Below are 15,127 nucleotides of genomic sequence, written 5' to 3' on the forward strand. Positions count from 1 at the left end.
AGACGTCGCAATCCACACCGAACCCGGAAGGCCCTCACCCGTTCAAGATCTCTCAGCCGAGACCTGGCTCACCTGTCCACAACCTCCCCGGACAGAACAGCTAGGCCAGTGGTCTGGGCAAGGTCAGCTCGTCGTAGACGCTGAGGACCTGGGCGACGGTCTCGTCCTCGGTCGGCCAGGTCGCGCACTGCCGGGCCGCGCGCTCGCGCAGCCGGGCGCGCCGGCCGGGGTCGGCGAGCAGAGCGAGGACCGTCTGCGCGAGGGCCACCGGATCGCCGTACGGGACGAGTTCGGCCGCGTCGCCGACGAGGTCCGGGATGCCGCCGACCCGGGTCGCGACAAGCGGCACGCGCGCGTGCAGCGCCTCCTGGGCGAGGACGGACCGCGATTCCCATCTGCTGGTCAGCAGGGCCAGGTCGGCGGCGGCGAGCAGCTCGCGGACGTCGTCGCGGCGCCCGACGAGCCGCACCGGCAGCTCCTCGTCCTCGATCCGCCGCTGGAGCACCGGCCGCAGCGGTCCCTCCCCCGCGATCACCACCAGCGGCACCGGGTCCCGCTCCCGCCACCGGCGGGCCGCGTCGAGCAGGACGTCGTAGCCGCGGTGGCGGTCCAGGGAGCCGACCGCGAGGAGCAACGGGCGGTCGATCGCGCCGAGTTCGGCGCGGACCTTGGACCGCTGCCGGTCGGGGTCGTCGTGGTCCGCCCCCTCGTCGGGGCCGTCGGGCCGGCGCCGGCCGGGCAGGGCGACCGGGGCGAGCCGGGCGTCCCGCGCGCCGGTCCGCCGGGCGCGGTCGACCAGGTCGGGGCTGGTGCCGAGGACGACGGCCGCGGTGCGCGTCACCCGCCGCTCCAGCATGCGCAGCAGCTGGGCCCGCGGGCCCTCCGCGTGGGCGCGGTCGTGCCAGGTGACCACCAGCGGGGTGGTGCGCCCGCCGAGCGCGAGCACGGACCGGAACGAGGCGTGCAGCCCGTGGGCGTGCACCAGGTCGGCGTGGGCGCAGGCGGTACGGAGGGCGGCCACGGAGACGGGGTCGCTGCTGCGCGGCACGTGGACGTGGTCGGCGCCGGTGCCGCTGAAGTCGTAGGCCCGGTCGGCCTCGGTGGGGGCGCACACCGTGACCCGTACGCCCCTCGCGACCAGCCCCTCGGCCAGGGAGCGCACATGCGCGCTGCTGGCGGCGTTGCCTCCGCCGAGCACCTGCACGGTGCGCAGCGGCGGCCGGCCGTGCGGTGCGTTGCTGCTCAGCGGGGTCACGGGGCCAGGGCTCCTGGGTCGTGGGCGGTCACGAGAAGGCGCGTGGGGCGGTCACGGGAAAACGTACAGAAGGTTGGGGGCTCAGGGGGGCGGAAGAGCGCAGCCCGCGCGCCTCCCCCGGGGGCCGTCCGGGCCCGCTGTCCACCCGCCTTCCCCGCCAAGCATGCCAGGGCACACGGCCGTTCAGGGAAGATCCGGGAGGGCGCATCGTGCGGCGGGCCGGGGCAATGCGCCGGAGCACATCACCCACACGGGTGAGGGAGAGGCGGCCCTGGACGGGCCGTACGCGCGGGCATACGGCGAGGTCAGCCGGGCAGGGTACGCGCCAGGGCGCTCACCCGGTCCCCGCAGCAGGCCGCGGCGACCAGCGCGACGGCGTGCGCGAGCAGTCCCGCGCGCCGGTTTCCCGCGACCACGGCCGCCCCCAGCGCGGCACCGAGCGCGTGCGCCCCCGTGTCCCCGAGCATCACCCGCTCCCCCACGTCGTCGGGCAGCACGGCCGCGGCGGCGCCCATCGCCCCGGCGGCCAGCCGCGCCCCCGGCCCCTCGCGCAGCAGCCCGGGCGCCCCGAGCGCGAGCACCGCGCCGGCGGCCCGGCCCGGCCGTACGTCGAGCAGGTTCACGAGATGGGCGCTCCCGGCGATGACGATCCCGGCGAGCAGCTTGTCGGCCGGCCGCTCCTTCAGCACGGCGCCCGCGGCCAGCCCCGCCGCCGAGATCCCGAACAGTTTCACGGCCCCGCTGGTGATCTCGCCGTGCCGCAGCGCCCGCAGATGGGCCCGGAACCCGCGCCGGTGGTCCCCGGCGACATCGTCGTACGCCCCGCACGCCCCGGCGGCCAGCACCGCGGCCCCGGCCGCGGGACACACCCGCGCGGCGGCGATCCCGGCCCCCACCGCCACGGCGGGCCCGGCGTACAGCCCGACGGCCCGCCCGGCGTGGTTGGTCCGCTCCCAGCGCGCGCGTCCGCCGGGCGGCGCGGCGCGCAGCACGGCCTGGCCGGCCCGGGTGAGCGCGGCGGCGAGGAGCAGGGGGCGGCACGTCCGCTTGTCGATCATGCCGCCCACCTTAGGAAACGACCGGAACGGGGCCGCGCCCGGGAAACGTCCCCGGGGCCGCAGCGCTGTCGATCCGTGTGATCACCGACATGTCGGGGGAGGAAGAGGACACGGTCGTCAGGGCCGCCGGCGAGACCGAGCTCGCATGACCAGCGAGCAGGGGAAACAGGGGGACGCGATGAAGCACAAGCTCGCACTGGCACTTGGTTCAGCTGTCCTCGGTGCGGTGTCGGCAGGAGGGGTGATGATCTCGGCCACCCCAGCTGCTGCAGACAGCTACGAACAGGTCACGTGCCGGAACTACAAGTTCACCCGCACCAGCTGGAGTGCGGTCTGCCATGTCCCGTACGGCAGGGCTCGGGCCATGGCCGGCTGCTACGACGGAACGCAGCACTATGGCAGGTGGGTAGGGCGTGGCACCTGGAAGTTCGGCATGAGCTGCGGCCGCAGCAAGTTGGCCTATTTCGACGTGGAGACTTTGAAGAACTGAAAGCTCTCGGCCCGTGCGCCCACCGGCTGCGGGTCGTCGCGTCCACCAGGGCCGCGAGCCCCCCTCACCCGGCCGCGGGTGTCGATCCGCAACCCGGGAGACATCCGAGCCCCCGACGGACGGGGCCGCACCGGACGAACACCCGGAACCGCCCCGCCAGACATCAGGCGCCGCCCCCGACGGATGTGCGCCGCCCCCTACACCTCCGCCCGCGCCGTAGCCAGCAGTTCCTCCGCGTGGGCGCGGGCCGCTTCCGAGTCTTCCTGGCCCGCGAGCATGCGGGACAGCTCGCGGACGCGTTCCTCGCCCTCCAGGACCTTGACGCCGGAGCGGGTCACGGAGCCGTCGTTGGTCTTCTCCACCAGCAGCTGACGGTCGGCGAACGCGGCGACCTGGGGCAGGTGGGTGACCACGACGACCTGCGCGGTCTTGGCGAGCTTCGCCAGGCGCCGGCCGATCTCGACCGCGGCCTTGCCGCCGACCCCGGCGTCCACCTCGTCGAACAGGTACGTCGGGACCGGGTCGGTGCCCGCGAAGACGACCTCGACCGCGAGCATCACCCGGGACAGCTCACCGCCGGAGGCGCCCTTGGCGATGGGCCGGGCCGGGGCGCCCGGGTGCGGGGCGAGCAGCAGTTCGACCTCGTCGACGCCCGACGGGCCGTAGGCGACCGTCCGCCCGCCGACCTCGACACCCTCGGGGTCGTCGGTCTGCCGGATGTCGAAGGACACGCGCGCGTGGGGCATGGCCAGCGAGGCCAGTTCGGCGGTGACGGCCGCGGCGAACCGTTCGGCGGCCTCGGTCCGCGCGTCGGTCAGCCGCTGCGCGAGGACGCCCAGTTCGCTCCGGAGCCCGTCGCGCTCGGCGGTCAGCTCGGTGATCCGCTCGTCGTCGCCGTCCAGCTCGGTGAGCCGGGCGGCGCCGTGCTCGGCCCAGGCGAGGACCGCGTCGATGTCCTCGCCGTACTTGCGGGTCAGCGCGGTCAGCGCGGCCCGGCGTTCCTCCACGGCGGCCAGCCGCAGCGGGTCGGCGTCGAGATCGTCGGCGTATCCGGCCAGCTCGCCGGCCACGTCGGTGAGCAGGATGCCGATCTCCCCGATCCGGTCGGCGAGCGCGGCCAGCGCCGGGTCGTGCGCCCGTACGGCCTCCAGGGCGCGGTGGGCGCCCGCGACGAGGGTGGAGGCGTCGATCCCCTCGGGGTCCTCCGGGTTGCCCGCGAGAGCGGCGTGCGCGGCCGTCGCGGCGGACGACAGCGCCTCGGCGTGCCCGAGGCGTCCGGCTTCCTCGGCCAGCTCGGCGTCCTCGCCGGGCCGGGGCTCCACGGCGGCGATCTCGTCGAGGCCGTAGCGCAGCATGTCGGCTTCCTGCGCCCGCTCCCGCGCGCGCGTGGTGATCTCCTCCAGCTCGGCGGAGACGGCCCGCAGCCGCCGGTAGGCCTCGGTGTACTCGGCGAGCGGCACGGCGACGGCGTCGCCCGCGTACCGGTCGAGCGCCTGCCGCTGCCGGGACAGCTTCAGCAGCCCCTGCTGATCGGTCTGCCCGTGCACGGCCACCAGGTCGTCGGCCAGCTCGGCGAGCAGCCCGACGGGCACGCTGCGCCCGCCCAGATGCGCCCGGGAGCGGCCCTCGGCGGAGACGGTACGGCTGATCAGCAGGGCGCCGTCGTCCAGTTCGGCCCCGGCCTCCTCGGCGCGTACGACCGCGGCGGCCGACGGGGGCACGGCGATCCGCCCCTCCACGACCGCTTTCTCCGCCCCGATCCGCACGAGCGCCGGGTCCGCCCGGCCACCGAGCAGCAGCCCCAGGCTGGTGACCACCATGGTCTTGCCCGCACCCGTCTCACCGGTGACCGCGGTGAACCCCGGTGACAGCTCGACGACGGCATCGTCGATGACCCCGAGCGACCGTATCCGCATCTCCTCCAACACGGAACAGACCATACGAGGTCCGGGGCGGGCAGCGCACATGGCCCGCCTGTGTCACTCCGAGGAGTGGTGCGGCGCTCCCCGCCACCCGGTGGTCGGCAGGGCGAACTTCGCCACGAGCCGGTCGGTGAACGACGAGTGGTGCAACCGGGCCAGCCGCACCGGCACCGCCCCCCGGCGCACCTCCACCCGCGCCCCGGGCGGCAGCTCGACCGTGCGCCGGCCGTCGCACCACAGCACGCCCGGCGGGATGTGCGGCAGCACCTCCACCGCGAGCACCGAGTCCGGGGAGGTGACCAGCGGCTTGGCGAACAGCGCGTGCGCGCTGATCGGCACCATCAGCAGGGCCTCCACCTCCGGCCAGACCACCGGGCCGCCGGCGGAGAAGGCGTAGGCGGTGGATCCGGTGGGCGTGGACAGGATCACCCCGTCGCAGCCGAACTCCGACACCGGCCGCCCGTCGATCTCCAGCACGACCTCGAGCAGCTTCTCCGCTCCGGCCTTCTGCACGGCCGCCTCGTTCAGCGCCCAGTCGGTGTGCACGATGTCGCCGTTGCGGTGCACGACGACGTCGACGGTCATCCGTTCCTCGACCTCGTAGGAGCGGGACACCACCCGGTCCACCACCCGGTCGAGGTCGTCCCGCTCGGCCTCCGCGAGGAATCCGACGCGCCCCAGGTTGACGCCGAGCATCGGCACCCCGGAGGCCCGCGCGAACTCGGCCCCGCGCAGCAGCGTGCCGTCACCGCCCAGCACGATCAGCAGCTCACAGCCGTCCAGGCACTGCGCGGTGGCCTCCTTGACGAGGTGCACCTCGTCCGGGAGCGGCAGGTCGCACGCCTCCTCCTCCAGCACCCGCACCCCGATGCCGTGCCGCAGCAGGCCCTTGACGACGAGTTCCGCGCTGCGGATCGCCGCGGGCCGCCCGGTGTGGGCGAGCAGGAAAACAGTACGCGCACGGTTCTGTGTCAACGCGGCCCCTCCGCCACTGCACGGTCGACGTCGGCCGGGTCCACCCGGGGTGCCCCCGCCCGCAGCCAGAGAAAGTATTCGACGTTCCCCGAGGGCCCGGGCAGCGGGCTGGCGGTGACCGACCGCACGCCGAGGCCCAGCTCCCACGCCCGCTCGGCCACTTTCCGCACGGTCTCCGCCCGCAGCTCGGGACTGCGTACGACACCACCGCTGCCGAGCCGGTCCTTGCCGACCTCGAACTGCGGCTTGACCATCATCACCAGGTCGGCGTCCGGCGTCACGCACCGCTTCAGGGCGGGCAGCACCAGTCCGAGCGGGATGAAGGACAGATCACCCACCACCAGCTCCACCGGCTCCCCGTCGATCGCCTCCAGCGTCAACTCGCGTACGTTCGTACGGTCCTTGACGGTGACGCGTTCATCCTGCTGCAGGGACCAGGCGAGCTGTCCGTAGCCTACGTCCACGGCGACGACATGGGCGGCGCCCGCGCGCAGCAGGACATCGGTGAAGCCGCCGGTGGACGCGCCGGCGTCGAGCGCGCGCCGGCCCTCGACCACGAGCCCCTGCGGCATGAAGGCCTTCAGCGCGCCGGCCAGTTTGTGCCCGCCCCGGGAGACGTAGTCGGGGTCGCTGTCGTCGGCCTGGACGACGATGGCGGCGGCGGTCTCCACCTGCGTGGCCGGCTTGGTCGCCACGGTCTTGCCGACGGTGACCCGCCCGGCGGCGATCAGCTGGCTGGCGTGCTCGCGCGAACGGGCGAGCTTCCGGCGGACCAGCTCCGCGTCGAGACGGCGGCGTGCGACTCCTGCCACGTTCGGTTCAGCTCCTGCTCTGGTTACGGTCTGCTGGGGTACGGCGTCGGGGGCGCCGGAGGTTCCGGGCGGGCGTCGAGCGCGGTGAGCGCGTCGCGCAGCCCCCGGAGTACATCCTCGTACACCTCCGCGTGTCCGTCGGTGGCGAGGTGGCCGGCGTCGGCCAGCCGCTCCAGGCACGCGTCGACGCCCGCGTCGCCGGTCGGCGTGCGCGGGATGTCCAGGGGGGCCGGGGCGGCGGGCTCAAACGCCCGATCGGGCTCGGCCGGCGCCGCCGTACCGGCCTCGGGAACGGACTCGCTCATGCCCCGACGCTACCCCGAACCGCTGCGGTACCGTCGGGGGCGATGGCCACGATCGAGGAGTGCCGCGCCGCGCTGGGGAAGCTTTCGGACAACATGCTGGGGGCCGAGGGCGAGGTGCGCGCGGCCGCCGCGCTGGAGCGCTCGGTGAGCTGCCACATCACCGACCTGGACGTCACCTTCGCCGGCCGGATGACGGGCGGGCGGATCGAGGTGGACGCCACCCTGCCCGGCCCGCCGCGGGAGAAGGCGCAGATCAGGCTCGCCCTGGCCGGGGACGACCTGGTGGCCCTGGTGGACGGCGAGCTGAACTTCGCGACCGCCTGGGGCAAGGGCCGGGTCCGGCTGGAGGCGAGCCTGCTGGATCTGTTCCGGCTCAGGAAGCTGCTGTGAGCCGTGCCTTGCGGGCGGCGGGCACGACCAGCGGGGTGCCCGTCTCGGGGTCGTCGATCACCTGGCAGCGCAGCCCGAACACCTCTTCCACCAGGTCGGCGGTGACGATGTCGCCCGGCGCGCCCTCGGCGATCACCTTCCCGCCGCGCAGGGCGATGAGGTGGGTGGCGTAGCGGGCGGCGTGGTTGAGGTCGTGCAGCACCGCCACCAGCGTCCGCCCCTGCTCCTCGTGGAGCTCGGCGCACAGGTCGAGGACGTCGATCTGGTGCTGGATGTCCAGGTAGGTGGTCGGCTCGTCCAGGAGCAGCAGCGGGGTCTGCTGGGCGAGTGCCATGGCGATCCACACCCGCTGCCGCTGTCCGCCGGACAGCTCGTCCACGTACCGGTCGGCCAGCTCGGCCACGCCGGTCTGCCGCATCGACTCCTGGACGACCCGCTCGTCCTCGGCCGACCACTGGCGCAGCAGGCCCTGGTGCGGGTAGCGGCCCCGGCCGACGAGGTCGGCGACCGTGATGCCGTCGGGCGCGACGGCCGTCTGGGGCAGCAGGCCGAGGGTGCGGGCGACCTTCTTCGCGGGCATCGACTGGATGGCCTGTCCGTCCAGCAGCACCCGGCCCGCGCTGGGCCTGAGCATCCGCGACAGCGCCCGCAGCAGCGTCGACTTGCCGCACGCGTTCGGGCCGACGATCACCGTGAAGGAGTGGTCGGGGATCTCCACCGACAGCTGTTCGGCGATGACGCGCTGGTCGTAGGCGAGGGTGACGTTCTCGGCGGACAGGCGGTTCACAGTGCTCCTCGTGGTCCTCGGGTTGTTCGTCGGGCCGGCCGGGGTCATATCCGGCCCGCCCGGCGCTCGGTGACCAGCAGCCACAGCAGGTAGACGCCGCCGAGCACGCCGGTGACCACGCCGACGGGCAGCTGGTCGGCGCCGAAGGCGCGCTGGGAGGCCCAGTCGGCGGCGACCAGCAGGGTCGCGCCCATGCACAGGGACGGCACGAGGTTGGGTCCCGGCGAGCGGGTCAGCCGGCGGGCGAGCTGCGGCGCGGTCAGCGCGACGAAGCTGACGGGGCCGGCGGCGGCCGTGGCGGCCGCGGTGAGCAGGACGGCGCTGACCATGAGCAGCAGCCGCACCCACTGGACGCGCACCCCGAGCGCGTTCGAGATGTCGTCGCCCATCTCCATCATCCGCAGGCCGCGGGCGTTGACGAGGACCAGCGGGACGAGGACGGCGCACAGCGTGAGCAGCGGCCAGACCTGCTCCCAGTCCCGGCCGTTGAGGGAACCCGTCATCCACACCACCGCGCGGGCGGCGTCGACCAGGTCGGCCTTGGTGAGCAGATAGCCGTTGACGGCCGTCATGACCGCGTTGACGCCGATGCCGACCAGCACCATCCGGTAGCCGTGCACGCCCTGCTTCCAGGCGAGCAGATAGACGGCCAGACCGGTCGCGAGGCCGCCGGCCAGCGCGCCGACGGTCACCTGGGAGGCGCTGCCGGACAGCAGCACGATCACGATCAGCGCGCCGGCCGTGGAGCCCTGCGACAGGCCGAGCACGTCCGGGCTGCCCAGCGGGTTGCGGGAGATGGACTGGAACAGGGCGCCGCCGAGGCCGAGACAGGCGCCGACCAGCAGGCCGACGAGGACCCGGGGCAGACGCAGTTCGTTGACGATGAAGTCCTGGTAGGCGGTGCCGTTCCCGGCGAGCGTCCGCAGCACGTCGGCCGCCGGGATCTTCGCGTCGCCGGTCCCGATCAGGGCGACCCCGGCGGCGCCGGCGGCGACCAGCAGCAGCACGACGACGGTCAGGGCACGCGGGTCCAGGCGCACGGAGAGCCCGCCGGGGGTGCGTACGGCGCGGCTCCTGGAGTGGGTCTTCACAGCTGGGCCGTCCTCCGCCGTCGTACGAGAAAGATGAAGACCGGGCCGCCGATGACCGCGGTGACGATGCCGACCTGGAGTTCGGCGGGCCGGGCCGCGACCCGGCCGAGGACATCGGAGCCGAGCAGCAGCACGGGGGCGAGGACGGTGGCGTACGGCAGGATCCAGCGCAGGTCGGGGCCGGTGAAGGAGCGCACGGCGTGCGGCACCATCAGGCCGACGAACATGATCGGGCCGCAGGCGGCGGTCGCGGCACCGCACAGCACCACGGCGGACAGCATGGCCAGCGCGCGGGTGCGGTCGAGGTTGGCGCCGAGGGCGCGGGCGGTGTCGTCACCCATCTCCACCGCGTTCAGCGGCCGGGCCAGCACCAGCGCCAGCACCGTGCCGACCGCGAGGAACGGCAGCACCTGCACGATGGTCGAGTCGCTGGCCGAGACCAGCGAACCCACCGTCCAGAAGCGCATCTTGCCCAGGGCAGCGCCGTCCGTGATCATCACGGCCTGGAGATAGCCGTACAGGGCCGCGGTGATCGCCGTACCGGCGAGCGCGAGCCGCACCGGGGTGGCGCCCCGGCTGCCGCCGAGGAACCACACCAGGCCGCCGACCGCCGCCGCGCCCAGGAACGCGAACCACACATAGCCGGTCAGGCTGGTGACGCCGAGATAGGTCATGGCCGTGACGACGGCGGCGGAGGCGCCCGCGTTGATGCCGAGCAGCCCGGGGTCGGCCAGCGGGTTGCGGGTCAGCGCCTGGAGCACCGCGCCGGACAGCCCGAGCGCGGCGCCGACCAGGAGGCCGAGCACCGTGCGCGAGAGCCGCTCGCCCACGACCACGTCGCCGTATGTGCCCGTGTCGTGGAACAGGCCGTGCCACACCTGGTCCGGTGACAGCCCTTTCGCCCCGACCGCGATGCTCGCCAGGGCGACGAGCACCAGGAGCACGGCCGAGAGCAGGAGCCCAAGGGCCCTGGCCACATGGCGGGTTGGGGGCGCGGGGGCGTGCTCCGCGCGCTGTTCCGGAGGACTGTCGACCAACACGAGGTTAGGTTAGCCTACCCTGCTCTCCTTCTCGATCCCCGGCCGTGACAATCCCGCCCGGGGGACTCCCCGCAGCCGGGACGGCCGGAGAGTGGCGCCCCGGGCCAGACCGCCGGAACAGCCGCGGGGGTGACTACCCCGGCCGGGCCCGTCAAAGCCCCAGCCGGGCCAGCGCCTTGCCGCCGTCCAGCGCGCACGAGCCCTCGCCGGCCGCCGTCCAGGCCGCCGCGCACAGCGCCCGCAGCCCGTCCGGTGCCTCGCCGTCGCCCGTCAGCTCCAGCCGGTCGGCCCCGGCCGTCGCCGTCCAGCCGCCACAGCGGAACCCGGTCCCGTCCCCGGTGACCTCCGGCTGCCCGGTGAGCAGCCCGCGCAGATCCTCGTCCACGTAGGTCGGCCGGTGCTGCGGCGGCGCGGCGAGCAGCTGCGCCCCGTCGGTGACACCGGTCAGCACCAGCAGCGAGTCGACCTCGCCGTTGAAGGCGCCCTCGATGTCGGTGTCCAGCCGGTCCCCGACCACCAGCGGGCGCTTCGCACCGGTCCGGATGATCGTCTCCCGGTGCATCGGGGGCAGCGGCTTGCCCGCGACCTGCGGCTCGGCGCCGGTCGCGATCCGTACGACCTCCACGGCCGCCCCGTTGCCCGGCGCGATGCCCCGCCCGCTGGGAATCGTCAGGTCGGTGTTGGACGCGAACCACGGCACGCCCCGCCGGACGGCGTACGACGCCTCCGCGAACCGGCCCCACGGCAGGTCCGGCCCGCCGTAGCCCTGGACGACCGCCGCCGGGTCGTCGTCCGCCGACTCCACCGGCACCAGGCCGCGCTCGCGCAGCGCCACCCTGAGCCCCTCGCCGCCGATCACCAGCACCCGCGCCCCGGCCGGCACCTGCTCGCTGATCAGCCGGGCGACGGCCTGCGCGGAGGTGATGACGTCGTCCGCGCCGGTCGGTATGCCCAGCTCCGTCAGGTGCGCGGCCACCGTGTCCGGGGTGCGCAGCGCGTTGTTGGTGACGTATGCCAGCCGCATGCCGCCCGAGCGGGCCACCGCCAGCGAGTCGACCGCGTGCGCGATCGCGCTGCCACCCGCGTAGACCACCCCGTCCAGGTCGAGCAGCGCCGTGTCGTACGCCTCGCTCAGGGGCTGCCCACTGCCCTCGGGCCTGGTCCTGACGCCTTGGCTCATGTCCGTATCGCTCCTCGTAGACTCGCCTTTCCCCCGATCATCCCGCATGCCGCCGACACACGTACGATGCCGGGATGAAGACAGCAGGTCACTCGGAGGCAACGACGCGCCGCGGCCTGGAACTCACCCCGTTCCGTGGCCTGCGTTACGACCCCGACCGGGTCGGCAGCCTCGCCTCCGTCACCTCCCCTCCCTACGACGTCGTCGTACGGCCCGACGGCCTGCACCACCTCGAGTCGGCCGACCCGCACAACATCGTCCGGCTGATCCTGCCGCAGGCCGGCACCCCCAGCGCCCGCACCGAGCAGGCCGCCGACACCCTGCGCCGCTGGCTGGCCGAGGGCATCCTCGTCGCCGACCCGGATCCGGGCCTGTACGTGTACGAGCAACGCGACGGCGACGGCATGCTCCAGCGCGGGATCATCGGCACGCTCCGGGTGACGGAGCCCGCCGAGGGCGTGGTGCTGCCGCACGAGGACGTCATGCCGCCCGTGGTCGCCGACCGCGCCGCCCTGATGCGCGCCACCCGGGCGAACCTGGAACCGCTGCTGCTGACATACCGGGGCGACGGCACGACGGCCTCCGCTACGGCGGCGGGGGTGGACCTCGGTACGGCGGCCGGGCCCGGCGCGAGTACGACGGATGGGGCGGGCTTGGGTACTGCGGCCGGGGCGGGCGCGGTTACGGCGACCGAGGCGGGCGTCGGTACCGCGGCCGAGGTGATCGAGCGTACGGCGAGCCGTCCGCCGCTGCTGGCCACCACCACCGAGGACGGCTTCCGGCACCGCCTGTGGTCCATCACCGACCCCGTCGACCTGGCCCGCGTCCAGAGCGACCTGGCCGGCCGCCAGGCACTGATCGCCGACGGCCACCACCGCTGGGCCACCTACCGGCGGCTGCGCCTGGAACACCCCTCCCCCAGCCCCTGGGACTACGGCCTGGTCCTACTGGTCGACACCGTCCGCTATCCGCTGCGGGTCCGCGCCATCCACCGGCTGCTGCACGGCCTGCCGGTCGCGGACGCGCTGCGGGCGGTGGACGGACTGTTCCGGGTACGGCGGCTCGACGCGCCCCTGCCGGAGGCCCTGGCCGCCCTGGCGGACGCGTCCTGCGCGGGCAACGCGTTCCTGCTGGCCGGTGACGGCGCCTTCCACCTGCTCGACCGCCCGGACCCGCAGCTGCTGGCCCGGACCGTCCCGGCGGACCGGCCGGCCGCCTGGCGCTCGCTGGACGCCACGGTGCTGCACGCCACGCTGCTGGAGCACGTCTGGCGCATCCCCGAGGACTCCCCGGCGCACATCGCCTACATCCACGACACGGCGGCGACGGTCGAGAAGGCGGAACGCGACGGCGGTACGGCCGTCCTGATGCACCCGGTCCGCGAGGAGGTCGTACGCGACCTGGCCCGGCAGGGTGTGACGATGCCCCGCAAGTCGACGTCGTTCGGCCCGAAGCCGGCGTCGGGGCTGGTGCTGCGCGCACTGGAGATCTGAGCCGGGGCACACCCTGGAAAACGAGAGGGGGGCGGGCTCCCATGGAAGCCCGCCCCCCTCTCAGGTGGCTGCCGGCGTCAGTGCTTGTCGCCGTCCTCCGGGGAGGCGTCGGTGGATCCGGCCTCGTCCCCGGCCGGTTCCGCCGGCTCGTCCGAGGCGTCCTCGGACAGGGCGTCGACGAACTCCACGCCGTCCAGCTCGGCGAGCCGGTCGGAGGCGTCCGTGCTGCCGTCCCGGTCGGCCTCCACGGCCTTCGCGAACCACTCCCGCGCCTCGCGCTCCCGGCCGGCGGCCAGCAGGGCGTCGGCGTAGGCGTAGCGCAGGCGCGCGGTCCAGGGCTGCACCGAGTTGGAGGCCAGCTCCGGGCTCTGGAGGGTCACGATGGCCGCGTCCAGCTGGCCCATGTCACGCCGGGCGCCGGCGGCGACGAGCCGCATCTCGACCTGCCCGGCCTTGTCCAGCTTGTGCACCTCGGGGGCGCCGGCCATGTCGAGCGCCTTCTCGGGCCGGCCGAGCCCGCGCTCGCAGTCGGCCATCAGCGGCCACAGCTCGACGGTGCCGGTCATCCGCCGGGCGGCCCGGAACTCGGCGAGGGCCTCGGTGTACTTCTGGGTCGCGTACGCGGCGAACCCGGCGGCCTCGCGCACGGCGGCCACGCGGGACGCCAGGCGCAGGGCGACCTTGGAGTAGCCGTAGGCGCCCTCGGGGTCCTCGTCGATGAGCCGGGCGACCATCACCAGGTTCTTGGCGACGTCCTCCGCGAGCGTCTTGGGCAGGCTCTGGAGTTCCTGTCGGACGTCCTTGTCGATCTCGTCGCCGGTGACGTCCTCCGGGATCGGCAGCCGCTTGATCGGCTCCCGGTCGCGGTCCCGCTCGTCGCGGAACCGGCCACCGCCACGGTGGTCGTCCCGGCCGTCACGTCCCCGGAAGCCACCGCCCGGCCGGCCACCCCGGTCGTCCCTGCGGAGCCCACGGCCACCACGGTCGTCCCGTCCCCGGAAGCCACCGCGCTCCCCACGGCTGTCGTCCCGACGGAAACCACCACGGTCGTCCCGGCGGTCGTCCCGGCGGTCGCCTCGGCTGTCGTCACGACGGAAACCGCGGTCACCACGGTCGTCGCGGCGGTCGTCCCTGCGGTCATCGCGCCGGTCGTCGCGACGGAAGCCGCCACGGTCGTCACGCCGCTCATCGCGCCGGTCGTCACGCTGGAACCCCGGACGCCCACCCCGGTCGCCCTCGCGGCGGAACCCACCACCACGGCTGTCGTCACGGCGGAAACCGCCGCGGTCGTCACGCCGGTCGTCGCGGCGATCGTCACGACGGAAGCCGCCGCGCTCGCCACGGTCGCGGTCGTCCCGTCGGTCGTCGCGACGGTCGTCACGGCGCCCGAAACCACCGCGGTGGTCGTCCCGCCGGCCGTAGCCACCGCGGTCGTCGTCGCGGCGGTAGGAGGGACGGTCGCCCCGGTCGTCACGGCGGTCGTCACGACGGAAACCGCGGTCACCACGGTCGTCGCGGCGGTCGTCCCTGCGGTCATCGCGCCGGTCGTCACGGCGGAAACCGCCACGCTCACCACGGTCGCGGTCGTCCCGCTGGAATCCCGGACGCCCGCCCCGGTCGCCCTCGCGGCGGAACCCACCACCACGGCTGTCGTCCCGGCGGAAACCGCCGCGGTCGTCACGCCGGTCATCGCGGCGATCGTCCCGCCGGCCGTAGCCGCCACGGTCGTAACCGCCACGGTCGCTGCCACGACGCTCGTTGTCGCGGCGGTCGTTGTCGCGGCGGTCGTTGTCGCGGCCCCGGCGGTCGTTGTCGCGCCGGAAGCCGCCTCCGTCACCCCGGTCACCACTGTCCCGTCGCCGCTGGTCGCGCTCCGGACGGTCGCCGGGAGAGTTGGTGGACATGGTGACTCCTGTCTGTGGTACCTCAAGCATTGTAAAAACAAAAGGACCCCTGGTCCCAGCTGAACGCTGGTGACCAGGGGTCCTCCAAAGATTGTTCGGCGGCGTCCTACTCTCCCACAGGGTCCCCCCTGCAGTACCATCGGCGCTGTGAGGCTTAGCTTCCGGGTTCGGAATGTAACCGGGCGTTTCCCTCACGCTATGACCACCGAAACCCTAATGGTTTCGAGCGAACAAGCACACTCTTTACTTGTGTCTCGGTTCAGCTCTGAGCCGGCAACCGTTCGTTGCCTCAGAACATACACAGTGGACGCGAGCATCAATGGACAAGCCCTCGGCCTATTAGTACCGGTCACCTCCACACGTTACCGTGCTTCCAGATCCGGCCTATCAACCCAGTCGTCTACTGGGAGCCTTACCCCATCAAG

The 15,127-nt window shown here is 73.9% G+C and carries 15 protein-coding genes and 2 rRNA genes; 4 read left to right on the forward strand and 13 right to left on the reverse strand.

What is annotated here, in order from left to right:
• Positions 1–100: 100 nt before the first annotated feature.
• Entirely contained in the window at positions 101–1,255 is a 1,155-nt protein-coding gene (locus tag IE251_RS40085) for a glycosyltransferase family 4 protein (RefSeq protein ID WP_189757869.1), read from the reverse strand.
• A gap of 305 nt (positions 1,256–1,560) precedes the next feature.
• Positions 1,561–2,313 carry a hypothetical protein gene (locus IE251_RS40090; protein WP_189757870.1) on the reverse strand — a complete coding sequence of 251 codons (753 nt, stop codon included), beginning with the start codon at positions 2,311–2,313 and terminating at the stop codon, positions 1,561–1,563.
• Between the two features lie 145 nt (positions 2,314–2,458).
• Here IE251_RS40090 and IE251_RS40095 point away from each other — a divergent pair, with 145 nt between their 5' ends.
• The gene (locus tag IE251_RS40095; protein ID WP_229897166.1) at positions 2,459–2,803 is read left to right on the forward strand and encodes a hypothetical protein; all 345 of its coding nucleotides are present in this window, start codon (positions 2,459–2,461) and stop codon (positions 2,801–2,803) included.
• 197 nt (positions 2,804–3,000) lie between these two features.
• On the opposite strand, the gene recN is transcribed toward IE251_RS40095, so the two are convergent.
• Genes recN through IE251_RS40115 form a run of 4 tightly spaced genes read right to left on the reverse strand, consistent with a single transcriptional unit; the run spans position 3,001 to position 6,817 of the window.
• Complete coding sequence (gene recN, locus IE251_RS40100) at positions 3,001–4,743, reverse strand: DNA repair protein RecN (protein ID WP_189757871.1); 1,743 nt, start codon at positions 4,741–4,743, stop codon at positions 3,001–3,003.
• Positions 4,744–4,782: 39 nt separating this feature from the next.
• Positions 4,783–5,700 carry an NAD kinase gene (locus IE251_RS40105; protein ID WP_189757872.1) on the reverse strand — a complete coding sequence of 306 codons (918 nt, stop codon included), beginning with the start codon at positions 5,698–5,700 and terminating at the stop codon, positions 4,783–4,785.
• Complete coding sequence (locus IE251_RS40110) at positions 5,697–6,512, reverse strand: TlyA family RNA methyltransferase (protein WP_189757873.1); 816 nt, start codon at positions 6,510–6,512, stop codon at positions 5,697–5,699. The genes IE251_RS40105 and IE251_RS40110 overlap by 4 nt, the downstream gene beginning before the upstream one ends.
• A gap of 23 nt (positions 6,513–6,535) precedes the next feature.
• Positions 6,536–6,817: a hypothetical protein gene (locus IE251_RS40115; RefSeq protein ID WP_189757874.1), complete on the reverse strand. Its 282-nt coding sequence runs from the start codon at positions 6,815–6,817 to the stop codon at positions 6,536–6,538.
• A 42-nt stretch (positions 6,818–6,859) separates the two neighbouring features.
• On the opposite strand from IE251_RS40115, the gene IE251_RS40120 reads away from it, so the two are divergent.
• Positions 6,860–7,207 (forward strand): sterol-binding protein, encoded by a 348-nt coding sequence (locus tag IE251_RS40120; protein WP_189757875.1) that lies wholly within the window; start codon positions 6,860–6,862, stop codon positions 7,205–7,207.
• Here the strand turns inward: IE251_RS40120 and IE251_RS40125 are convergent.
• From IE251_RS40125 to IE251_RS40140, 4 genes are all read right to left on the reverse strand, one after another.
• Positions 7,191–8,042 carry an ABC transporter ATP-binding protein gene (locus IE251_RS40125; protein WP_189757876.1) on the reverse strand — a complete coding sequence of 284 codons (852 nt, stop codon included), beginning with the start codon at positions 8,040–8,042 and terminating at the stop codon, positions 7,191–7,193. The genes IE251_RS40120 and IE251_RS40125 overlap by 17 nt on opposite strands.
• Positions 8,039–9,085 carry a FecCD family ABC transporter permease gene (locus IE251_RS40130; protein ID WP_189757877.1) on the reverse strand — a complete coding sequence of 349 codons (1,047 nt, stop codon included), beginning with the start codon at positions 9,083–9,085 and terminating at the stop codon, positions 8,039–8,041. The genes IE251_RS40125 and IE251_RS40130 overlap by 4 nt, the downstream gene beginning before the upstream one ends.
• Positions 9,082–10,125 carry a FecCD family ABC transporter permease gene (locus IE251_RS40135; RefSeq protein ID WP_189757878.1) on the reverse strand — a complete coding sequence of 348 codons (1,044 nt, stop codon included), beginning with the start codon at positions 10,123–10,125 and terminating at the stop codon, positions 9,082–9,084. The genes IE251_RS40130 and IE251_RS40135 overlap by 4 nt, the downstream gene beginning before the upstream one ends.
• 151 nt (positions 10,126–10,276) lie before the next feature.
• The gene (locus IE251_RS40140) at positions 10,277–11,305 is read right to left on the reverse strand and encodes an HAD hydrolase-like protein (protein WP_189757879.1); all 1,029 of its coding nucleotides are present in this window, start codon (positions 11,303–11,305) and stop codon (positions 10,277–10,279) included.
• A gap of 74 nt (positions 11,306–11,379) precedes the next feature.
• Between IE251_RS40140 and IE251_RS41600 the strand changes: the two genes are divergently transcribed.
• Complete coding sequence (locus tag IE251_RS41600) at positions 11,380–12,798, forward strand: DUF1015 family protein (protein WP_229897167.1); 1,419 nt, start codon at positions 11,380–11,382, stop codon at positions 12,796–12,798.
• A 77-nt stretch (positions 12,799–12,875) separates the two neighbouring features.
• On the opposite strand, the gene IE251_RS40535 is transcribed toward IE251_RS41600, so the two are convergent.
• Positions 12,876–13,640 (reverse strand): tetratricopeptide repeat protein, encoded by a 765-nt coding sequence (locus IE251_RS40535; RefSeq protein WP_194552782.1) that lies wholly within the window; start codon positions 13,638–13,640, stop codon positions 12,876–12,878.
• Positions 13,641–13,697: 57 nt separating this feature from the next.
• On the opposite strand from IE251_RS40535, the gene IE251_RS40540 reads away from it, so the two are divergent.
• On the forward strand, positions 13,698–14,765 hold the full coding sequence (locus tag IE251_RS40540) for a hypothetical protein (RefSeq protein WP_194552783.1): 1,068 nt from the start codon (positions 13,698–13,700) through the stop codon (positions 14,763–14,765).
• 30 nt (positions 14,766–14,795) lie between these two features.
• On the opposite strand, the gene rrf is transcribed toward IE251_RS40540, so the two are convergent.
• Together rrf and IE251_RS40165 are read right to left on the reverse strand one after the other, a co-directional pair.
• Positions 14,796–14,912: ribosomal RNA gene (rrf, locus tag IE251_RS40160) — 5S ribosomal RNA — on the reverse strand.
• A gap of 109 nt (positions 14,913–15,021) precedes the next feature.
• Positions 15,022–15,127, reverse strand: a 23S ribosomal RNA gene (locus IE251_RS40165); the annotation flags it as partial.

The organism is Streptomyces eurythermus (assembly GCF_014649115.1).
GTDB classification, from domain to species: Bacteria; Actinomycetota; Actinomycetes; order Streptomycetales; family Streptomycetaceae; genus Streptomyces; species Streptomyces eurythermus.